Below are 20,514 nucleotides of genomic sequence, written 5' to 3' on the forward strand. Positions count from 1 at the left end.
AGACCCTAGAAGGTGCATGCGACAGTTTCGCGGGCTAGACGGAAATAGCGGCTCCGGCACGGTAGGTCTCTACCGCTAGGCGGGTTTCTTCGGTGATCAAGTCGGCGTTGATCACGGCGCCGGCGGTCATGCCGGCGGCTGCGGAGGTGATGACCTGGCCCATCGGGTCGGTGACATTGCCGGCCACCCAGACGCCGGAGACCTCTGTGGCTCCGGTGGGATCCGAGTCAACGGCTTTGCCGACGACAACCCCTCGGCCTTCACGGACGGTCGCCTTGATGCCTAGGTCCGCCAGGAAGTCTGCGCGGGCCTCTAGCTGGGTCTGCACAGCCAGTGCCTGCCGTGGGATGACTCGGCCGCCCTCCAACTCGACACCGGTCAGCTTGTCGCCAGTTACCTCTAGCGACGCCACCTTTCCTTGCACCACAGAGATCCCGCGGGCGGCGAACTCCTCCCACTGGTCCTCGGTCGGCTCCAGCGCGTCATTGAGGAACAGAGTCACGTCGTCGCTCCATTGCCGGAACAGCAGCGTCTGGTGCGCCGCCATCGGCCCAGTAGCCAGTACGCCGATCGCCTGGTCGCGTACCTCCCACCCGTGGCAGTACGGGCAATGCAGCACGTCCCGCCCGAACCGCTCAGCCAACCCCGGTACTGCGGGCAGCTGGTCGACCACTCCAGTCGCCACCAGCAACCGCCGGGCCTCCACTGCCTCACGCCCAGCCAGCTCCACCACGAACCCGTACTCCGATCCGCCGGGCCGCACCCTCGTCACGGTGTCGATCACCACCTCCCCGCCGTACCCGCTGACTTCGCCGCGCCCGATCGCGTACAGCTCGGCCGGAGCCACCCCATCACGCGAAAGGTAGTTGTGCACGTGCTCCGCCGGGGCGTTGCGAGGTGTCCCGTTGTCGACCACCAGCACCGACCTGCGCGCCCGGACCAGCGCCAGCGCCCCACTCAACCCGGCGGCTCCCCCACCGATCACCACCACGTCGTACCGCTTCACGATGAGCTCCTTCGTTGTCGTTGTTCTGATCCGACCATCCATCGCGTTCTCGATATTGACAACTTTCTTTGCCAGAATGGCAAGATGGAACCTGATCTCGACGACGTCCTCGAAGCGGTCGGCCCGCGGCTGCGCGCGCTCCGCCTCGAGCGCGGCACCACGCTCAGCCAGCTCTCGGAGACGACCGGCATCTCCGTCAGCACGCTGTCCCGCCTGGAGTCCGGCCAGCGCCGCCCGACGCTGGAACTGCTGCTGCCACTGGCCCGCGCCCACCAGGTCCAGCTGGACGAACTGGTCGACGCACCACCGACAGGCGACCCGCGGGTGCACGCCAAACCGTTCAAGCGCAATGGCGCGACGATGATCCCGCTCAGCCGACGGCCGGGTGGTCTGCAGGCGTTCAAGCAGATCGTCCCCGCGGGCTGGGGTGGCGACGACGTCGAGCAGCGTGTGCATGAGGGCTATGACTGGATCTACGTGCTGTCCGGCCGGATCCGCCTGGTCCTCGGCGACCAGGATTTCGTACTACGCGAGGGCGAGGTGGCCGAGTTCGACACCCGCGTCCCGCACTGGTTCGGCAACCCCGGCCCAGGCTCCGCGGAGATGCTCTGCCTCTTCGGCCCCCAGGGCGAGCGGATGCATGTCCGGGCACGCTCGAAGTAGTAGTACTCTCCTGCCCGGTCGTGACCCTATGAGAGGACCCAGTCCGTGAGCATTGCGTTGTTCACCCTCGGCGGCACCATCTCGATGGCCGGCCGGACGCCCGACGGCGTCGCCCGGCTGACCGGTGAGGACCTGACCGCGGCTGTACCCGGCCTGGCCGCCCTGCCGGTGCCACTGGAGATCCAGGACTTCGAGGCGGTACCCAGCTCGAACCTGACCCTGGCCAAGATGCTCGACGTGGTCGACGCAGCCTCGAAGGCGATCAGCAACGGCGCGACCGGCATCGTCCTCACCCAGGGCACGGACACCTTGGAGGAGACGGCCTTCCTGGTCGACCAGGTCTGGCCGCACTCGCAGCCCTTCGTCCTGACCGGCGCCATGCGCAACCCGACCCTGGCCGGCCCCGACGGCCCGGCCAACCTGCTCGCCGCCGCCCGCGTCGCCGGCTCCCCCGCCGCTCGCGACCTGGGTGCCCTCGTCGTCTTCAACGACCAGGTCCACGCAGCCCGCTGGGTCCGCAAGACGCACAGCACCAGTACTGCGACCTTCGCGTCCCCCAACGCCGGGCCGATCGGCCAGCTCGTCGAGGGCCAGGTGCGGATCCTCACGCGCCCCGCCCGGCAGGACGGCGTACCGGGTCGTGCTGAGCCTGCTGACCTCGATGCTGCGCAGGTGGCTCTCTACACGGTCACACTCGACGACGACGGCGTACTGCTCAAGGGGCTGGCCGACACGCATCAAGGGCTGGTCGTGGCGGCGTACGGCGTCGGGCACGTGCCGGCGACCCTGGCTCCGGTGCTGGGAGAGCTGGCGGAGCGCATCCCCGTCGTACTGACGTCGCGCACCGGCGGTGGATCCGTACTGCGCAACACCTACAGCTCGGTCGGTTCCGAGTCGGACCTGCTCGGTCGCGGCCTGATCGACGGCGGTTTCCTCGACCCCTACAAGGCGCGCGTGCTCCTAAGGTTGCTCTTGGCAACAGGTGAGGGACAGGACGAGATCATCGGCGCCTTCGCCCAGCATCACTGACCTCGGCCGCCTTGGTGGTCAGGTAGTTCTGCTCCGGCAGACTGGTGGTCCGCCGGGCCGCCGCGCTGAAGTGCCGCGCGGCGGTCTCGTGCTCACCGAGCATCTCGTACAGATGCCCCCGTACTGCGTCCAGCCGGTAGTGCCCGTCGAGCTTCTCGTCCAGCGGTCGCAGCAACTCCAGACCCGCTTGCGGGCCGTCGACCATCGCCTGGGCGATCGCACGATTCAGCGTCACCATCGGATTGCCCGACAGCTCTTCCAGCAGCCCGTAGAGCCCGAGGATCTGCGGCCAGTCCGTCTCCTCGGGCCGGGCCGCCTCGTCGTGCAGTGCAGCAATCGCGGCCTGCAGTTGGTACTCCCCCAGCGGCGGCTGGTTGAACGCTTCCACCGCCAGCGCGACCCCTTCGTCGACGAATTCCTTGTTCCACAACGACCGGTCCTGCTCGGTCAACGGGATCAGCTCGCCCGCCGTCCCGGTCCGGGCCAGCCGCCTCGCGTCGTTGAGCAGCATGAGCGCCAGCAGCCCGGTGACCTGCGCGTTCTCCGGCAGCAACTGACGCACCAACCGGGTGAGCCTGATCGCTTCGCCGGACAGATCGGTGCGATGCAACGCGGCGCCACTGCTGCTCGTGTAGCCCTCGTTGAACACCAGATAGAGCACATGCAGCACCTGCGCGAGCCGCTCCTCGTCCTGCGACAGCTCGAACGGCAGCCCCTTGAGCTTCTGCTTGGCCCGGCTGATCCGCTGCGCCATCGTTGCCTCAGGCACCAAGTACGCCGTCGCGATCTCCGCCGTCGTCAACCCGCCGACCGCACGCAGCGTCAGCGCGATCGCCGAGGCCGCGGTGAGCGCCGGATGGCAGCACAGGAACAGCAGCCGCAGCGTGTCATCGTGCTCCTCGACGTCCTCGGCCGGCACCTCCCGGTGCGCCGCCAGCTCCTCGCGCCGCCGTCGCGCCTGCTCCTGCCGGATCTCGTCGATGAACCGCCGTGACGCCGCCTGGATCAGCCACCCCCGCGGGTTTTCCGGCACCCCGTCGGCAGGCCACGTCCGGGCGGCCGCGATCAGCGCTTCCTGCACAGCATCCTCTGCCGCGGTGAAGTCCCCGGTACGCCGCACCACCGCGCCGAGCACCTGTGGCGTCAGCTCCCGCAACAGGTCGTCGAGCATGGTCTCCTGGCCAGTCATCTCTCTCCGGATAAGCTCACGGGTATGGCTGGGGACAAAGTACAGGCGTTCGGTGAGGTCGCTACTGAGTATGACCGGGTCAGGCCGGGTTATCCGGTTGAGCTGATCGAGGACATGCTCCGCTACTCGGCGCCGGCGACGGCGCTGGAGATCGGGGCCGGCACTGGCAAGGCGACCGTCGCGGTTGCGTCCCGCGGCGTACAGATCGTTGCGCTGGAGCCGGATCCGGCCATGGCGCTGGTACTGCGGCAGCACGTGGCTGGGCTTGCGGTGAACATCGCCATGGGGACTCTGGAGTCGTATGAGCCGGAGGAGCCGGTCGACCTCGTCTACAGCGCTCAGGCGTTCCACTGGACGGCGCCGGAGACCCGCTGGACCCGTACTGCGGCCGCCCTGCGTCCTGGCGGCTCGCTGGCGCTTTTCTGGAACCTGGAGCGCCTGGCGGATGCCGCAGTACGGAATGCGGCGGCTGGGATCATGGGCGACTACGAGATCAAGGCGTGGAGCGAGTGGCCTGAGTCGGATGTGGTGGAGCCCAACCCGGAGCTGACCGCGCGACCGGAGTACGCGGAGTTCAGGCAGCAGCTCTACCGGTGGGAGCGCACCTTGCCGCGCGAGGACCACCTGGCCAACCTGAGCACGCAGTCGCAGTTCCGGATGCTCGAGGACGAGGACCGCGACGAGCTGCTCGACAAGCTCCGCGACGTGCTGCCCGACCCCATCAGCATCGAGGTCGCGACCGAGCTCTACCTCGCCAAGCGGGTCTAGTCCAGCAGGGCGTCGACGAACTGTTCGGCGTCGAAGGGGGCCAGGTCGTCGGCGCCTTCGCCGAGGCCGACCAGCTTCACCGGGACGCCGAGCTCGCGCTGGACGGCGATCACGATGCCGCCCTTGGCCGTGCCGTCCAGCTTGGTCAGCACCAGACCGGTCACGTTGATCACCTCGGCGAACACGCGCGCCTGGGTGAGCCCGTTCTGGCCGGTGGTGGCGTCGATGACGAGCAGCACCTCGTCGACCTCGGCGGTCTTCTCGATCACCCGCTTGACCTTGCCGAGCTCGTCCATCAGGCCGGTCTTGGTGTGCAGCCGCCCGGCCGTGTCGACCAGGACGACGTCGGCGCCCTCTGCGATACCCTGCTTGACCGCGTCGAACGCGATGCTGGCCGGGTCGCCGCCCTCGGGTCCGCGGACGGTCTTGACGCCGACCCGCTCACCCCAGGTCTGCAGCTGATCGGCCGCCGCGGCGCGGAACGTGTCGGCCGCACCGAGCAGGACCTTCTTGTCCTCGGCGACCAGCACCCGGGCCAGCTTGCCGACCGTGGTGGTCTTGCCGGTGCCGTTCACGCCGACGACCAGGACGACGGCCGGCTGGTCATCGTCCCGCTCGACCTTCAGCGAGCGGTCCAGCGACGGGTCGACCAGCGCGATCAGCTCCTCGCGCAGGATGGTCCGCGCCTGGTCTCCGCTGACGCCCTCGATGCGCACCCGGGTGCGCAACTTCTCGACCAGCTCCTGCGTCGGCGCAACCCCCACGTCGGCGGTGATCAGCGTGGTCTCGATGTCCTCCCACACCTCGTCGTCCAGCTTGTCGCGGGACAGCAGCGCGAGTAGCCCCTTGCCCAGCGAGCCCTGGGAGCGCGCCAGGCGGGTGCGGAGGCGGACCAAGCGGCCTTGCGCCGACTCAGGCTTGTCCAGCGTCTCTGTGGCTGTCCCTGAGGCAGCGGGCTCCGGCAGGTCGGTGTCCTCGAGCGTGCGGGTCTGCGTGTCCCGCGGCTCCTCGGCGTCGTCGCCGACCTGGGGCTCGGTGAGCTCCGAGGTCGGCTGAGAGGCAGGCAGTTCCGCCTTACGGCGCCTGGAGACGACCAGACCGGCCGTACCGGCGACCAGAACGACGGCGATCACCGCGATGATGGCGATCAGGGCCTGGTCGGTGAGCAGGGTGACTAGCTGAGGGGTCGACACGATCACCCATCTTGGCAGACGGCCGGACCGCGGCCTTCATCCCTCACGGCAGGATGAGCGCCGGTTGCGTTGTGTGAGGAGCCAGTTCCGGGCGGTGGGTCAGCAGTACGACGGTACGGCGGCCAGCCGCGGCGAACAGGTCGTGCAGCAGCCTGCTGGCGGTCTCCTCGTCGAGGTGCTCGGTGGGCTCGTCCAGGACCAGTACTTCGTGGTTCGCGAGCATCAGCCGGGCGAACGCGAGCCGCTGCCGCTCCCCGCCGGACAGCCGTGCCCCGTGCTCGCCGACCATCGTGTCGAGCCCGTCGGGCAGGCTCTCGACGAATCCGCCCAGCCGCGCCTGGTACAGCGCCCGCCAGAGCTTCAGGTCGCTGGCACCGGGCTTGGCGAGCAGCAGGTTCTCCCGGATGCTCGTGTCGAACACATGGCTCTCCTGGGTCAGCAACCCGATCACCGAGCGCACGTCGTCGCCCCGCAGGTCCGAGAGCCGTACGCCGCCCAATGCGACTTCACCGGCGGTCGGCTCCAGGAAACGGAGTAGTACGGCCGCCAGGGTGCTCTTGCCGGATCCGCTCGGGCCGGTCACCACTACACGGCTCCCGGCCGCGACGGTCAGGCCGACGTCTCGTAGTACGGGCCGGTTGTCGTAGCCCGCGTTCAGGTGGCTGATCACGAGGTCGCGGCCGACTGGCAGCTCGCTGGGCGCGTCGGGCTCTAGTACCGGGGTCGGTGCGTTGAGCAGCTCTTGCACCCTCGTCAGGGAGGCCTTGACCCGGATGGCTATCTGAGCCGTCGCCGGGATGCCACCGAGAGCGTCTGCGAGTGCCAGCGGAGTCAGCACGAGTACCGCGAACACCGGGCCGGAGATGTCGGCCCTGCTGCCCAGCACCAGCCCAGCGACGCTCGCCCCGCCGACACAGAGCACCAGCAGCGCACTCCCCAGCCCCGCGCTCCACGCCGACCGCCGCTCGGCAGCCGCGAGCCTCGCATCGGCCGCTGTGAAGGAAGCCAGTACTGCCTCCGTCGCGCCGAACGCCACCACATCGGCAGCCGTCAACAGCGTCTCGGTCGCACTCGCCGCAACCTCTCCCCTGTCCCCCGCGATCGCCTCCTCGGCCCGCCGAGCACTACGCGCCGTCACCCAAGGCACCACGATGCAGGCAATCCCCACAGCAACGGCCACCGCCACCCCGGCCGCCGGAAGCAACACCACCAACAACCCCACTGTCGCTACCGCAGTCACGCTCGCCACCAGCAACGGCAGCACCACCCGCAACCACAGATCCAGCACGGCATCGACATCAAGCAACAACCGAGCCAGCAAATCCCCGCTCCGCACACCCCCCAGCCCCGCCGGCGCCAACTCCTCCAACCTCCCGGTCACCCGCGACCGAGTAGCCCCCAACACCCGATAAGCCGCATCATGCGCAGCCAACCGCTCGACATACCTGAAGACTCCCCGCCCCACCCCAAAGGCCCGCACAGCAACAATCGCCACCAGCAAGACCAGCACCGGAGGCTGAGCAGCCGCCTCCGTGATCAACCAAGCAGAAGTAGCCAACAACCCAACCGCAGCCCCAGAAGCCAAAACCCCAGCCACCACAGCCAACACCAACCGCCCCCGAACCCCCCGCTCCGGCCTCACCAACTCCAGAAGCCCCCGCACCCCACCACCCCGCTCCCCCTTCGCCGCCCCACGCCACCATTTCGGCGGTTGACCGCCGAAATACCGGGAGGCGCGTGGCTGAGCGTCGAGGCGGCTCATCTGGCTACCGCCGTTGGTGATCTGAGGCTTGGCCGAAGGCCGAGCGAGGTGTGCTGCCGGCCGACCTCGACTACCCGGTCCGCCGCCGCAAGGAGTGCCGGTCTGTGGGCGACCAGGAGGACCGTGCGACCCGAAGCTCGCAGGTGGCGGACCACATCAGCCTCTGCTTCGGCGTCTAACCCGGCCGTGGGCTCGTCGAGCAACAGGACGGGGGCTTCCGTCACCAGGGCTCGGGCGAGGGCTACTCGGCGCCGCTGGCCGCCTGACAGGAATTGGCCGCCTTCGCCGACCAGTTGGCCGGGGTCCAGCTCCGGTGCGCCTGCGCCGGACAGGGCGCGTAGTACCTGGTTGTCTGTGGCGTCGGGGCGGCCGAGGCGGAGGTTGTCGGCGATGGTGCCTGTGCGGAGGCCGGGGCGTTGCGGCACCCAGGCCAGCTGCCTGCGCCAGCACTCCGGAGCGAACTCGTCGGCGGCACTCGCACCCGCAACAACGACCCCACGCTCAGGTACGACGAAGCCGAGCACTGCGGCGAGCACGGTCGACTTCCCTGCGCCACTAGGGCCGGCGAGGGCGACCACCTCGCCCGGCCAGAGGTCCAGGTCGAAGCTCTCCAGCGCGGGCTCGTCTCGGCCCGGGTAGCGCACGGTCACGTCGTGCAGGTGCAGTGGAGTCACCCACAGGTCCGGTACGTCGGTCCGCTCACCATGCTCCGGCAGCGGCGTCTCCAGCACCCGGAAGACCTCTTCGCTCGCCGCCACCCCGTCCGCACTCGCGTGGAAGTGTGCACCCACCTGTCGCAGCGGCAGGTACGCCTCCGGGGCCAGGATCAGCACCAGCAACGCCGTCTCCAGCCCGAGCTTGCCGTCGATCAGCCGCAGTCCGACACCGACCGCGACGAGCGCCACCGAGATGCTCGCCAGCAACTCCAGTACGAACGACGACAGGAACGCCAGCCGCAGACTCTTCATCGACGCCACCCGATGCCGGTCAGTCACCTCCCGTACCGCCCGCACCTGCCCCTTCGCCCGCCCGAACAGCTTCAGCGTCGCCAGCCCAGCCACCACGTCAGAGAAGTGATGAGCCAGTACTGCGAGCGCATGCTGCCGCCGACGGCTATGCGCCTGGGTAGCCCAGCCGACCAACGCCATGAACACCGGGATGAGCGGCAGCGTCACCACGACCGTCCCGGCCGCGATCAGGTCGCCAGTAGCCATCCAACCCACCACACCAGCCGGCACTGTCGCAGCGAGCACCAACTGCGGCAGGTAGCGAGCGAAGTACGGGTCGAGATCGTCGAGACCCTTGGTGAGCAGGGTGGTCAGCGCACTACTCCGCTCGCCGCTGAGCCAGGCCGGTCCGAGCATCAGCGAATGCTCCAGCACCTGACGGCGCAAGGTCGACTTCACCGCAGCCGCCGCCCGCTGAGCCACCACCTCCTGCACCCAGATCAGCACCGCCCGCGCCGCCACCACCCCCACCAACAGCCACGCCACCCGCCCGATCCCGGCGCCGTGCAGCACCACCTCAGCGATCCCGTGAGCCAGCAACACCGCCTGCACCACGATCAGGAACCCAGTAGCCACCCCGATCAGCACAGACCCGACCAGGAACACCCGAGCAGCCTTGGCCCTCCGCAACAACCGCGGATCAAGCGGCTTCACGAGACAACAACCGACGACACTGCCACCGGCTCAACGCTGACCCGCTTGCGGAACACCCAGTACGTCCACCCCTGATAAAGCATCACCAACGGCGTGAAGATCCCCGCAATGACAGTCAAAACCTTCAACGTGTACGCCGAAGAACTGGCGTTGGTGACCGTCAAGCTCCAGGCGGGATCCAGCGTCGACGGCATCACCGCAGGGAACAAGGCCACGAACAACGAAGCAACTCCCAACGCAACCGCCACAGCAGTCCCGGCAAAGGCCCACCCTTCACGCCCGACTCTGTTGGCCACCAGCCCAGCGACGAACGCAACGGCCGCGAGGCCGGCGACGACCATCGATCCAGCATCACCACGGATCCCGTGTGCCCAGGCCAGGAAGCCGACGACGAGCACGGCCGCGACCAGCCCAGCCACCGAAGCCAGGCGGTTGGCGCGTTGTCGTAGGTCGCCGGTTGTTCTCAGGGCCAGGAAGATTGCGCCGTGGGCCACGAAGAGCGCGGTGAAGGCGACGCCGCCCAGCAGGGCGAAGGGATTGAGCAGAGTCCCGAGGTTGCCGGTGAACTCGTGGGACGCGTCCAGCGGCACGCCTCGGAGGATGTTCGCGAAGGCGATGCCCCACAGGAGCGCCGGGAACAGGGAACCGACGGTGATCAGGGTGTCCATCCGGCTGCGCCAGACCAGGTCATCGCGTTTGCCGCGGTACTCCAGCGCGACGCCGCGCAGGATCAGCGACACCAGGATCGCGAACAGCGGCAGGTAGAAGGCGCTGAAGAGCGTCGCGTACCACTCCGGGAACGCCGCGAACGTCATCGCGCCCGCCACGATCAGCCATACCTCGTTGCCGTCCCAGACCGGCCCGATCGTGGTGACCACCGCGCGCCGCTCCGGCTCGTCGCGGCCGAGCACGCGGAGCAGGATGCCCACCCCGAAGTCGAACCCCTCGAGCACGAAGTACCCGATCCACAGCCCCGCGATGATGAGGAACCAGACGGTCGTGAGTTCCATTCAGATCACCCCTAGTACGCGAAGGAGAGTGGTTTGGCGGCGTCGTCGTCATCCGGCGCACCGTCGGGCGGATCACCGGGTACCGGCGAGGCGCCGGCCAGACCGGCCCGGATCGACTTGAGCATCAGCTTGACCTCGACCACCGCCAGTACGCCGTACAGCAGCGTGAAGCCGATCAGCGAGATCAGCACTTCGGACATCGTGGTGCCCGGCGACACCCCGGCCGAGGTCGGCAGCAACCCGAACACCAGCCACGGCTGCCGCCCCGTCTCGGTGAAGACCCAGCCGAACACGTTCGCCAGCAGCGGCAGCAGGGGTAACGGCACCGCCAGCCAGACCAGCAACCGATGCGGCGCCCGCCCCTTCCTCGTTGCCCAGAGCAACAAGACCGCGAGCCCGGCGGCGGCCATCCCGACCCCGATCATCAGCCGGAAGGTCCAGTAGGTCAGCGGCACGTTCGGGTTGTACGACCCCGGCCCGTAGAGCTTCTCGTAGGACTCCTGCAGGTTGTTGATGCCCTGCACCTCACCGTCGAAGGTGCCGGTGGCGAGGAAGGACAGCAGGTACGGAACCTTGACCGAGTAAATTTCGCGAGAGCCATCCAAAGTTCCCACAGTAAAGATCGAGAACGAAGCCGGCTTCTCCGACTCGTACAGCGCCTCGGCCGCGGCCATCTTCATCGGCTGGACCTCGGTCATCACCTTGCCCTGCTGGTCACCGCTCAGCGCGACCCCGGCGCCGGCCACGATCAGCATCACCGCGCCGAGCCGCAACGCCGTACGGAAAGCGCCCGTGTCGACTCCCGGCTTGCGGACCAGGTGCCACAGGGCCACCGCCGCGACGAACGCGCCGCCGACCATGAAGGCCGCGAAGATCGTGTGCGGGTACGTGACCAGGACGACCTTGTTGGTCAGCACCGCGCCGATGTCGGTCAGCTCGGCGCGGCCGCGCTCGGCGTTGTAGCGGAAGCCGACCGGGTTCTGCATCCAGGAGTTGGCGGCCAGGATGAAGTACGCCGACAACTGGGTGCCGAGCACCACGATCCAGATGCAGGCCAGGTGCACCTTCTTCGGCAGCCGGTCCCAGCCGAAGATCCACAATCCGATGAAGGTCGACTCGAGGAAGAACGCGAGCAGCCCCTCCAGCGCGAGCGGCGCGCCGAACACGTCGCCGACGAAGCGCGAGTAGTCGCTCCAGTTCATCCCGAACTGGAACTCCTGGACCAGCCCGGTGACGACCCCCATCGCGATGTTGATCAGGAACAACTTGCCGTAGAACTTGGTCAGCCGCAGGTACTTGTCCTTACCGGTCCGGTACCACGCGGTCTGCAGGCCGGCCGTGACGGCGACCAGCGACAGCGTCACCGGAACGAAGAAGAAGTGGTAGACGGTGGTGATCGCGAACTGCCAGCGAGCCAGGTCGAGCGTGTCCATCTGCCCTCCCGGGCGATCTACGACGTTGCGTAGTAGATGGTAGCCCACATCTACTACGACGTGTAGTTATACTGGCCACATGTCCGCCGACGAGAAGGCTCCCCGCCCGCTTGGAGACCTCGAGCGGCTGGTGATGGAGCAGCTCTGGGCCGCCGACGGCGCGCTCACCGTGCGCGAGGTGCACGAGCGGCTGGCCGGGACCCGCGAGCTCGCCTACACCACCGTGATGACCGTGCTGGACCGGCTGGCGAAGAAGCGGCTGACCGAGCGCGAGCGAGACGGCAAGGCCTGGCGGTACAAGGCCGCCGCGCCGCGCGAGGAAATGGCCGCCGACCTGATGCGGGACGCGCTCGACCGGGCCGGCGACCGCCGCGAGGCGCTGGTCCGGTTCGTCGGGCAGGTCAGTGACGAGGAAGCCGCCCTGCTCCGGGACGCGCTGGCTCGACTGGAGGCGCGGGAGGGGTGATCACCCCGTTCCTGCTCGTTGCGCTGGCTCTGGTGCTGACCGGGCCAGTCCCAGCGTTCATGGCTCGGGCCAGTTGGCCGTACAGGATCCCCCGGGCCGCCGTCGCCCTGTGGCAGGCGATCGCGCTGGCCGCAGTACTGGCCGCCTTCGGGGCCGGGATCGCGCTGTCATACTCGACGGCTGGCGAGCCGGGTGAGCCGCGGTTCGACCCGTCATCGCCGCGGGACCTGGCAGCAGCCGCAGTACTAGCACTGACGGCTCTGGTCGGGGTCAGGCTGCTGTGGGCGGTCGGACGCGTCGCTGTCGGCACCAGGGCCCGCCGGAAGCGTCACCGCGACCTGGTCGACGTACTGGCGACACCGGACGGGCTGATCCCCGGCCTCCGGGTGCTGGCCGAGGAGACACCGCTGGCCTACTGCCTGCCCGCACTGCGCGGCTCCCGGGTGATCGTGTCGGTGGGCGCGCTCGACCGGCTCGACGACGGCGAGCTGCGCGCAGTACTGGCCCATGAGCAGGCCCATCTGCGGGCACGGCACGACCTGGTACTGGAGGCCTTCACCGCACTCCACATGGCCTTCCCCCGCTTCGTCCGGAGCGACGTAGCGCTAGACCAGGCCCGCACTCTCGTGGAGCTGCTCGCAGACGACGACGCCCGCCGCCGCAACGGACCTCTGCCCCTCGCCCGAGCACTGGTCGCCCTGGCAGGCTCCCCAACACCGGAGGCCGGCCTCGCCGCCGCCCAGTCCTCCACTGTGCTCAGGGTCCAGCGACTGGCCGACCCCGCCCCAAACGCGACCCTACTGTCAGCCACCGCCTACACCGTGGCAGTACTCCTACTGGTCGTCCCCACCTTCACCGTAGCCGCGCCCATCGTGAAAGCAGTCGTCAACGCAGTCAGCTAGCCCGCGGACACCCCGGCTACCGCGTCGGTGATGATCTCGCCCGGCTGACGAATTCCTGGCAGATGAGTCGTCTGATCTTGGCCAATCTAGTGGCCGATGCCTTTGCCTTCGCCTCGGGCGACTGCCAGCAGGACGAGTCCTGACAGGACCAGCAGGATGATCATGGTGATGACGAACGTCAGCATTGGTTACTTTTCCCCGTTGTGTTGCCGTGCCCAAACCTCACAACAGGTGGACGCCTTCAGCCATCCAAAAGTTCCCCGAACGCCTTTGCTACCTCGTCGATCCGCCACTGCAGAGTGCCAGGAGTGACCACCAGTTCCACCCACGACCACCCCGGTACGTCGGCGCGCTGCCAGGTGTAGGTCAGCGACTCGCGCGTCGCCTCCATCCGGCGTACCGCGGCCAGCTCCATCACGTCGGCCGGTCGCGGTGCGAAGACCCGGAACGAGTTGGTGTGCGGCGGCTCGGGGAAAACCCGGAATCCCGTGCTCTGCAAGGCCTCCGCCAGCTCGATCGCCCGCTGGTGCAGCTCGCCCATCTGCGGCAGCACGGTACGCAGCCCCTCGCGCGCGGACACGGCGTACGGGAAGAGCGTGTACAGATTGCCGCCGAGCCGGCGCTGCCACCGGCGTACCTCTGCGATCACGTCCTCGGGCCCGGCGAGCGCAGCCCCACTGAGGCCGCCCAGTCCCTTGTAGAAGGAGACGTAGACCGTGGTGGCGAGTGCAGACACCTCTGCGAGGCTGTGATCCAAGTACGGCGTGCTCTCCCACAGGCGAGCGCCGTCCAGGTGCAGTGGAACGCCACGCTCCTCGCAAGCCGCAGCGAACACCACCAACTCGTCCCACGTCGGCAGTACGAACCCACCGTCGCGCAGCGGCAGCTCCACCGTCACAGCGGCCAGCTTGCCCGGGATGGCGGCAAGCTCATCCGGCCGCGGCTGCCGCGGCTCGGACGTCATCCGCTCCGGCCGCAGGTGGTGCACCTCCTCCAGTGCGTTCAGCTCGTGCACCAGGAGATGAGACAGTCCGTGTACTGCGACGCGCTGCGACCCCGCCCGGTCCGCGAAGACCCGGAGCACGCTCTGCTGGGCGAGGATCCCACTGGGCAGGAAGACAGCAGCCGACTTGCCGAGCAGCTCCGCGACCTCCTGCTCGAGCAGCTCGACCTCACCGCCGTTGCCATACCCATCGCGCTCGTCCTCGGTCACCGCATCCGCGAGCGATCGCAGCGCATCGGCGGGCGAGACCCTGCGGCCGGTCAACCAGCGCGTGCAGTCAGCCGCCGCGACTTTGCGCCGCGCGCTGAGGTCCTCGGATGAGTCGGTCGTCGCGTAGTTCACGCTATCCATCCTCCCGGACGAGGCAACCGATTTCAGACCGGAGTGGTGACGATGTGCGCACCCTGGGCGGTCTTGATCTCCACCGACTTGACCTGGTCGATCGGCACCAGCACGCCACCGCCGAAGCGGCTGCCTTCCTTCGCAGCCTTCTCCGAGATGACCCAGCTACCGGCGACGTAGATCTTGCCCGCCTTGTCGGTGATGAGCATCTCGCACTGGTCACCGGCCTTCAGGTTGGTCAGCTTGACGTTGATCCAGGCCCAGCCGGTGCGCGGCTCGACGGTCGTCGCCATCGTTACCTTGGTTTTCGCATCCGTCGCCGTCACCTGCTTGGACCCGGCCGGAGGCGTCGTATCGGCCACCACCTCGTCCACAGACTGACGACCGATCAGTACGCCGCCGACGAGCGCTCCGGCGACCACGACGACAGCAGCCGCAACCAGCAGCCATGGGCCCCGCTTGCGGGAGCCGTCAGCCGGGTGAGCTTCAGCAGCGGTCTCAACCGGCGCAGAGGTCTCGGCAGCAGCCACCGAGCGGACCTCGCGCAGCGTGCGCTGCAGCAGCAGGTCGCCGTCGTCCGGTGGGCCGTCCAGGAAAGCCTCGGGCGGTACCTCGCCGAGGAACTCCTTCATCTCCTCGAGCTCGGCCACCTCTGCGCGCGCCGAGGCACAGCCGGCCAAGTGCTCGTCGACCTCGCGGACCTCGTCCGGCTCCAGCGCACCCAACGCGTAGGCGCCGAGCTGCGAGTGATCGTGCTCGCTCATCGGGCCACCTCCGCTTCCGGTCCTGCCATCACCGCGCGGAGCGCTCGGAGGGCGTAATACGATCTCGATTTCACCGTACCGGGCGGGACGCCCAGCTCCTTCGCTGCCTCGGTCACGGACCGGCCGCGGTAGTACAACTGCACCAGTACTTCGCGATGCTCCGGCGAGACCTGGCCGAGCGCGTCCATCACCACCATCGTGTTGACCACCGACTCGGAGTGATCGCCCTCCACCGGCGGGCGGTCCTCGACCTCGGCCACCTCGGCGGGCCGGACGGCGCGCGCCCGGGCCCGGTCGGTGACCAGGTTGCGCGCGACCGTCAGCAACCAGCCACGCACCGACCCCTTGCCGTCCAGCAGGTCGTCGGCGTGCTTCCACGCCCGGACCAGAGTCTCCTGGACGACGTCCTCCGCGGCGGCCCGATCACCCGTCAGCCGGGTCGCATACGCCAGCAGGCTGCGGCCGTGCTCGGCGTACAGCGAGCGGATCAGCGCCTCGGCCGTGTCCGGACGGCGGTCCGTGTCAGCCACCGCAGTCCTCCCCGGCTCGATCGACATGGTCGATCGTACGATAGGGGATCGCGCTGCAGGACCCCATGTGGGGCCCTGCAACACACAACAGTCGGCGGTGGCCATCGGGTCAGCTCGGGTGGATCAGTAGCCGTAGCCGTTGCCGGAGCCCGACGACGCCTCGGTGGTGATCTTCTTGCCGTCCGCGCCGACGACCCACCAGATGCCGCCGACGGCCTGGCCCTTGGCGTCACCGGCCTTGGTGTCCTGGGCGAACTGGTAGAGGGGCAGCCCGGCCAGCGTGACCTGCTTGCTACCGTCGGTGCGCGCGACGGTCCCGACGAGGGACGCGTCCACCCCGTCGACCTGCGGCGTACCGGATCCGGCCAGCACCGGCGGCCACTTCGCCGCGCAGTCGCCGTCGCAGTTCGACTTCGACGGGTCGGCGGTGTCCTTGTCGAACACGTAGAGCGTCCGGCCGGTGCCGTCCACGACGACCTTGCCGAAGTTACCGACCTCAGCCGTGGCCAGCTTGGCCTCCGACGAGGACGCACCCTGGCTGGTGGAGTTGTTCGGGGCCGCGGCGGGCTTGTCGTCGCCACCACCGCAAGCGGTCAGGGTGGACAGACCGAGGATGGCCGTTCCGACGACGATGGCAAAGCGCTTCATGTTCCTTCTCCCTTGGATTGTTCGTCTGTTCGACACCATCCACACGGACGGATCGGCGAACCGGTTCAAGGGAGCAGGCCTGGTTATCTTTACGCTATGAGCAATCAGGAGAATCTGCCGGCTGCGGTCAGGCGCGCACTGGCCGCGGTCGACGCCCTCGACGCGGACGCTTTCGTCGCGGCGTTCGCGCCGGACGGGTTCGTCGACGACTGGGGCCGGCAGTTCCGCGGGCCGGAGCGGATCCGGTCCTGGAGCGACGGCGAGTTCATCGGCAAGTTCGTCACCTTCACCGGTACGACGGTGTCCACTCCGGGCAACCCGGTCACCATCGTCACCCAGGTGGGTGGCGATGGATTCAACGGGCCGTCCCACTTCACTTTCGACGTACAGGACGATCAAATCGCCTCGATGACGATCACCGCCTGATCGTGCCCGCCGTCAGGGCTTGAAGACGATCTTTCCCGTCCGGCCGGGCTGCCGCGCGTGGTCGAGTGCCTTGCGGTATTCGGCCACCGGGTAGGTCGCCTCCACCTCGGCGCTGATGACGCCCTGGGCAACGAGTTCGGCCAGTTCGCCGTACGTCGATGCAATCTCTTCGGGCGTGGAGTTCTGCAGCCAGTTCACCATCCAGAGGCCGCGCAGCTTCACCTGCCGGTAGATGGAATCGCCCAACCCGACCTGTGGCGCCTGGCCGGTGACGGACGAGTAGCTCACCACTGTGCCCTCGAACTCCAGTGCCTGCGCCAGCGCGCCGACGGTGGCGTCGCCGGTGCCGTCGAGCACCAGCTTGAACTCCTGGCCGCCGAGCTCCTGCTTGATCCGCTCCGCCAGGTCGTTGCCATCGACAACCACCAGTCCGGCGCCGCTGCGGCGGAGCCGATCGGCGGCCTCTTCGCTCCGTACGACGCTGAGCGTCTTCAGACCAGCCTTCTTGGCCAAGGCGATCACGAACTGACCGACGCCCGAGTTGCCTAGATTCTGGCCGATCCAGTCCCCCGGCAACAGCTCGACGTACCGGGTCAGCAGCAGATGTACCGTCAACGGGTTTATCCCGACCAGCGCGAGCTGCGCGGGATCACCCTCGTCCGGCACCGGTACGACGTTGCTCGCGGCCACCACGACCTGGTCGGCCCAGGTGCCCTGCTGGTAGTTCGGCAGGATGAGCACCCGGCGGCCGACCAGCGCCTGGTCGACCGACGCCCCCGCGGCGGTGACCCGGCCGACGCCCTCGGCGCCGAGCGCGAACGGCGGCTTGGCCTGGAAGCCATAGGTGCCTGCGGCAATCATCAGGTCGACCGGGTTGATGACGGCGGCCTCGATCGCGACCAGCACCTGGCCGGCGCCGACGGTCAGGTCAGGATCGGTGACCAGGGTGATGTCCTTGTCGATATCACCGATGGCGTTGAGAATCAGCTGGCTCATAGTCGTTACCCCTCTTGGATTTTCGGTGCTTCAGTTCTTGATGCTGAGGACCATCCGGAAGCGCGCCGCGCCGGACAGCATCCGGGCATACGCCTCGGCCGCTTCCTCAAGTCCGACCGGCTCGATCATCGGCCGGACGTCGTGGGCGAGGCTGAACGCGAGGCTCTCCTCGTTCTCCAGCGGGGTGCCCGTGAGCGACCCCTCGATGGTCTTGTTCCCGAACAGCAACTGGCCGGTCGGAACCTCGATCGGGTCCGTCCCGGCACCGACGACCATCAACTTGCCGCCCCGGACGAGACCGTCGAGCAGCGGCGTCATCGACGCGCCACTGGACGCCGTCGGGATGATCACCTTGGCGCCACCGAGCGCCTGCAGCGCCGCGGCCTGGTCGATCGCCGTGCTGTCGATGTACTCGGTCGCACCGAGCTTCAGTGCCAGCTCACGCTTGTCCTCGCCGCGAGCGATGGCGACGACGCGGAGGCCGAGCTTGGCGGCGTACTGGATGGCCAGGTGGCCGAGGCCGCCGATGCCCTGGATCGCGACCAGGTCGCCGGGCCACAGGTCCGACTTACGCAGCGCGTTGTAGACGGTGATACCGGCGCACAGCAGCGGAGCCGCCTCGAGCGCGTCGAACTCATCCGGTACTGCGACCAGCCCGGTGGCCCGGGTCGTCACGTACTCCGCGTATCCGCCGTCGATCGAGTCGCCGAGGATCTGCTGGTCGGTGCAGTAGACGAACTCGCCGCGGCGGCAGGACTCGCAGACGCCGCAGTGGCCGCCGAGGTAGCCGACGCCGACCCGTTGGCCGACGGTCCAGGTGGTGACGCCGGCGCCGAGCGCGTCCACCCGCCCGACCACCTCGTGGCCGGGGACGATCGGCGTACCGACCGGGTGGTGGTGGAACAGGTTGCCGACGCCGGCGACGTCGCTGTGGCAAATGCCGCAGGCCTCGACGGCAATCCGGACCTCACCAGCGCCGGGGTCGGTGAGCTCACGCTCGACGAGGCTGAAGACGCCCTCGGTGGCGTGTACTGCGCGATAGGTGATGGTCATCCTGCAGGCTCCTAAGACGGTCGGTCATCTTGAAGTGGTCAAAAGAGAACCCCTCTCGTCGAGGGGTCCGATATCAGCCCTTGAACAGGCTGGTGAAGGTCAGCTGGAAGAAGCTGTCGAAGGGTTCTGTCGACTTGTAGGCGCGAGCCTGGATCAGGGTGCCTTCCCAGGCGCTGAGCAGGTAGCGCGCGGTCTGGTCCGCATTGAGCTCCTTGGGGATACTCCCGGCCTCCTGCCCCTCGGCGATCGCGCCGGCGAGCAGTCCGCCCCAGACCTCCAGGCCGGTGCGGACACCGATCCGGATGGCCTCACTGTGGTCGACGATCTCAGTCCCGAAGTTGCCGAGCAGGCAGCCCCGGGTGATCCCGAAACTGATCACCTCGTCCCGGAGGAACTCGAAATGCGCCCGGATCCGGGCCACCGGCTCCACTGACTTGTCCGCCAGGTCCCCCAGCCGCCGGCCGTCGCCGTAGCGCTGCAGCGCCACGATCGCGAGCGCTACCTTGCTCTCGAAGTGGTTGTAGAACGACCCCTTCGGCACACCCGCCCGGTCCGTGATGTCCTTCACCGCCGCCGCATTGAAGCCCCGCTCATGAAACTGAGCCAGCGCCGCCTCGACGATCTCTTCCCGCATACTCCGCCTTGCCATGTCCCCAATATGACCGCCCGTCTTAGCCTTGTCAAGGAAGGTCCTCGACCACGACTTATGGGTGGGGACCCGGCGAGGACTCCGAGGGGGCCGGCCAGTGGTGGTCGGACGAGGGCATCGACGCGCCGTCCTCGCCCTCACCCCCCGAGAACGGCTGGGCGATGCAACGCCTGGCCTTCATCAAGGTAGAACGCGGCCAGTACAACGAGGCCCGCCGCCCACTCAAGGCCGGCCTGGCCCGCCCGCAAGGCCCTCCGAGCCGACATCACGAAGACCGTCGCCAAGCTCCGCCAGCTGCTCTCCTGACGCTGCTCGGCAATCAGATCACCACCACCGTCAGTACGTCTTCGAGTCCCTTGAAGTCCTTGCCGTTGCGCGTATATAGCGGCAAGCCTCTGGTAGAGGCAATGGCGGCGATCATCAGGTCCATCCGCCGAGGCCGTGGATCTCGACCGGCGGCAACCACCAACGCCACCAAAGTGCCGTAACGTGCGGCCGCATCACCGTCGAAGGGCAGTGGGTCGAAGGTGGACACAGCCGCCCCGAGCTTCTCAGTTCGAGTAGTTCGGGTTGCCGCATCTTTGGCCATCGCGATGCCCTGGTGAAGCTCCGCCAGCGTGACAGAAGTCAGCTCCGGATACTCCGGAAGATGACTGAGCTCCAACAGATCGAGATCGACGTAGACACAGGTATCCAGTACGCCGGTGTCCGATCCATCAGCCACGGTCGCGTTCCCAGGGGTCAGAGCCGCCGGTCGAATCATCGCCGATCCGGTCCTCGCCACCGAAGAATTCGTCGGCATCCTGGCGCAGCTGCACGAAATCCATCCGCGGCAGCCGTCGGTGCTGGGCAATCAGCTCTGCAGCGGTCGGCCGTCGGCGGCGACCGAGCGGGCGCAACTCGGCGACCTCAGTCCCGTTCCGGGTGATGTGGTACGTCTCCCCCGCCTCGACAGAGTCCATCACGGCTGCGGAATGATTCCGGAACTCGCGTTGAGTGATGATCTTCATGAGACCAGCGT

At 68.1% G+C, this 20,514-nt stretch carries 22 protein-coding genes; 6 read left to right on the forward strand and 16 right to left on the reverse strand.

What is annotated here, in order from left to right:
* Positions 1–34 precede the first annotated feature (34 nt).
* Positions 35–1,048, reverse strand: coding sequence for an NAD(P)/FAD-dependent oxidoreductase (locus G3I17_RS26695; protein ID WP_164600345.1), 1,014 nt, complete (start codon positions 1,046–1,048; stop codon positions 35–37).
* Between the two features lie 42 nt (positions 1,049–1,090).
* Between G3I17_RS26695 and G3I17_RS26700 the strand changes: the two genes are divergently transcribed.
* Together G3I17_RS26700 and G3I17_RS26705 are read left to right on the forward strand one after the other, a co-directional pair.
* Entirely contained in the window at positions 1,091–1,669 is a 579-nt protein-coding gene (locus G3I17_RS26700; RefSeq protein WP_164600346.1) for an XRE family transcriptional regulator, read from the forward strand.
* Between the two features lie 45 nt (positions 1,670–1,714).
* Positions 1,715–2,698, forward strand: a complete 984-nt coding sequence (locus tag G3I17_RS26705) for an asparaginase (protein ID WP_164600347.1) — start codon at positions 1,715–1,717, stop codon at positions 2,696–2,698.
* Here G3I17_RS26705 and G3I17_RS26710 read toward each other — a convergent pair.
* A complete protein-coding gene (locus G3I17_RS26710; RefSeq protein ID WP_164600348.1) occupies positions 2,670–3,887 on the reverse strand; it encodes a sigma-70 family RNA polymerase sigma factor in 1,218 nt (405 codons plus the stop codon). The genes G3I17_RS26705 and G3I17_RS26710 overlap by 29 nt on opposite strands.
* A 24-nt stretch (positions 3,888–3,911) precedes the next feature.
* On the opposite strand from G3I17_RS26710, the gene G3I17_RS26715 reads away from it, so the two are divergent.
* Entirely contained in the window at positions 3,912–4,655 is a 744-nt protein-coding gene (locus G3I17_RS26715; protein ID WP_164600349.1) for a class I SAM-dependent methyltransferase, read from the forward strand.
* Here G3I17_RS26715 and ftsY read toward each other — a convergent pair.
* From ftsY to G3I17_RS26740, 5 genes are read right to left on the reverse strand one after another with little or no spacing between them, the layout of a single operon-like run.
* Positions 4,652–5,848, reverse strand: a complete 1,197-nt coding sequence (ftsY, locus tag G3I17_RS26720; RefSeq protein ID WP_343238425.1) for a signal recognition particle-docking protein FtsY — start codon at positions 5,846–5,848, stop codon at positions 4,652–4,654. The two genes, G3I17_RS26715 and ftsY, sit on opposite strands and share 4 nt — an antisense overlap.
* Positions 5,849–5,891: 43 nt before the next feature.
* On the reverse strand, positions 5,892–7,610 hold the full coding sequence (cydC, locus tag G3I17_RS26725; RefSeq protein ID WP_239062931.1) for a thiol reductant ABC exporter subunit CydC: 1,719 nt from the start codon (positions 7,608–7,610) through the stop codon (positions 5,892–5,894).
* Positions 7,607–9,271, reverse strand: a complete 1,665-nt coding sequence (cydD, locus tag G3I17_RS26730) for a thiol reductant ABC exporter subunit CydD (RefSeq protein ID WP_203590783.1) — start codon at positions 9,269–9,271, stop codon at positions 7,607–7,609. The genes cydC and cydD overlap by 4 nt, the downstream gene beginning before the upstream one ends.
* On the reverse strand, positions 9,268–10,281 hold the full coding sequence (gene cydB, locus G3I17_RS26735) for a cytochrome d ubiquinol oxidase subunit II (RefSeq protein WP_164600350.1): 1,014 nt from the start codon (positions 10,279–10,281) through the stop codon (positions 9,268–9,270). Before cydB ends, cydD begins: the two co-directional genes overlap by 4 nt.
* Positions 10,282–10,292: 11 nt before the next feature.
* A complete protein-coding gene (locus G3I17_RS26740) occupies positions 10,293–11,714 on the reverse strand; it encodes a cytochrome ubiquinol oxidase subunit I (RefSeq protein WP_164600351.1) in 1,422 nt (473 codons plus the stop codon).
* Between the two features lie 79 nt (positions 11,715–11,793).
* Here G3I17_RS26740 and G3I17_RS26745 point away from each other — a divergent pair, with 79 nt between their 5' ends.
* The gene (locus tag G3I17_RS26745; protein ID WP_164600352.1) at positions 11,794–12,180 is read left to right on the forward strand and encodes a BlaI/MecI/CopY family transcriptional regulator; all 387 of its coding nucleotides are present in this window, start codon (positions 11,794–11,796) and stop codon (positions 12,178–12,180) included.
* Positions 12,177–13,082 carry a M56 family metallopeptidase gene (locus G3I17_RS26750; RefSeq protein WP_164600353.1) on the forward strand — a complete coding sequence of 302 codons (906 nt, stop codon included), beginning with the start codon at positions 12,177–12,179 and terminating at the stop codon, positions 13,080–13,082. Before G3I17_RS26745 ends, G3I17_RS26750 begins: the two co-directional genes overlap by 4 nt.
* A 241-nt stretch (positions 13,083–13,323) precedes the next feature.
* Here the strand turns inward: G3I17_RS26750 and G3I17_RS26755 are convergent, their stop codons facing one another.
* The 4 genes from G3I17_RS26755 to G3I17_RS26770 all read right to left on the reverse strand — a co-directional run bounded on the left by G3I17_RS26755 (position 13,324) and on the right by G3I17_RS26770 (position 16,369).
* Positions 13,324–14,427: a beta-eliminating lyase-related protein gene (locus G3I17_RS26755; RefSeq protein WP_164600354.1), complete on the reverse strand. Its 1,104-nt coding sequence runs from the start codon at positions 14,425–14,427 to the stop codon at positions 13,324–13,326.
* 32 nt (positions 14,428–14,459) lie between these two features.
* Positions 14,460–15,191 carry a zf-HC2 domain-containing protein gene (locus G3I17_RS26760; RefSeq protein ID WP_164600355.1) on the reverse strand — a complete coding sequence of 244 codons (732 nt, stop codon included), beginning with the start codon at positions 15,189–15,191 and terminating at the stop codon, positions 14,460–14,462.
* Positions 15,188–15,721, reverse strand: a complete 534-nt coding sequence (locus G3I17_RS26765) for a sigma-70 family RNA polymerase sigma factor (RefSeq protein WP_343238426.1) — start codon at positions 15,719–15,721, stop codon at positions 15,188–15,190. Before G3I17_RS26765 ends, G3I17_RS26760 begins: the two co-directional genes overlap by 4 nt.
* A 123-nt stretch (positions 15,722–15,844) precedes the next feature.
* Positions 15,845–16,369 carry a hypothetical protein gene (locus G3I17_RS26770; RefSeq protein ID WP_239062933.1) on the reverse strand — a complete coding sequence of 175 codons (525 nt, stop codon included), beginning with the start codon at positions 16,367–16,369 and terminating at the stop codon, positions 15,845–15,847.
* Between the two features lie 96 nt (positions 16,370–16,465).
* Between G3I17_RS26770 and G3I17_RS26775 the strand changes: the two genes are divergently transcribed.
* Positions 16,466–16,795 (forward strand): nuclear transport factor 2 family protein, encoded by a 330-nt coding sequence (locus G3I17_RS26775; RefSeq protein ID WP_164600357.1) that lies wholly within the window; start codon positions 16,466–16,468, stop codon positions 16,793–16,795.
* 12 nt (positions 16,796–16,807) lie between these two features.
* Here G3I17_RS26775 and G3I17_RS26780 read toward each other — a convergent pair whose 3' ends face one another.
* The 5 genes from G3I17_RS26780 to G3I17_RS26800 all read right to left on the reverse strand — a co-directional run bounded on the left by G3I17_RS26780 (position 16,808) and on the right by G3I17_RS26800 (position 20,503).
* Entirely contained in the window at positions 16,808–17,791 is a 984-nt protein-coding gene (locus tag G3I17_RS26780) for a zinc-dependent alcohol dehydrogenase family protein (RefSeq protein WP_164600358.1), read from the reverse strand.
* 30 nt (positions 17,792–17,821) lie between these two features.
* Positions 17,822–18,844: an alcohol dehydrogenase catalytic domain-containing protein gene (locus G3I17_RS26785; RefSeq protein ID WP_164600359.1), complete on the reverse strand. Its 1,023-nt coding sequence runs from the start codon at positions 18,842–18,844 to the stop codon at positions 17,822–17,824.
* 73 nt (positions 18,845–18,917) lie between these two features.
* Positions 18,918–19,493 (reverse strand): TetR/AcrR family transcriptional regulator, encoded by a 576-nt coding sequence (locus G3I17_RS26790; RefSeq protein WP_164600360.1) that lies wholly within the window; start codon positions 19,491–19,493, stop codon positions 18,918–18,920.
* A gap of 319 nt (positions 19,494–19,812) precedes the next feature.
* Positions 19,813–20,217: a type II toxin-antitoxin system VapC family toxin gene (locus G3I17_RS26795; protein ID WP_164600361.1), complete on the reverse strand. Its 405-nt coding sequence runs from the start codon at positions 20,215–20,217 to the stop codon at positions 19,813–19,815.
* Positions 20,210–20,503 carry a type II toxin-antitoxin system prevent-host-death family antitoxin gene (locus G3I17_RS26800; RefSeq protein WP_164600362.1) on the reverse strand — a complete coding sequence of 98 codons (294 nt, stop codon included), beginning with the start codon at positions 20,501–20,503 and terminating at the stop codon, positions 20,210–20,212. The genes G3I17_RS26795 and G3I17_RS26800 overlap by 8 nt, the downstream gene beginning before the upstream one ends.
* Positions 20,504–20,514: the final 11 nt, after the last annotated feature.

Origin of the sequence: Streptomyces sp. SID13031 (assembly GCF_010548305.1) — a bacterium.
Taxonomy (GTDB): Bacteria; Actinomycetota; Actinomycetes; order Propionibacteriales; family Kribbellaceae; genus Kribbella.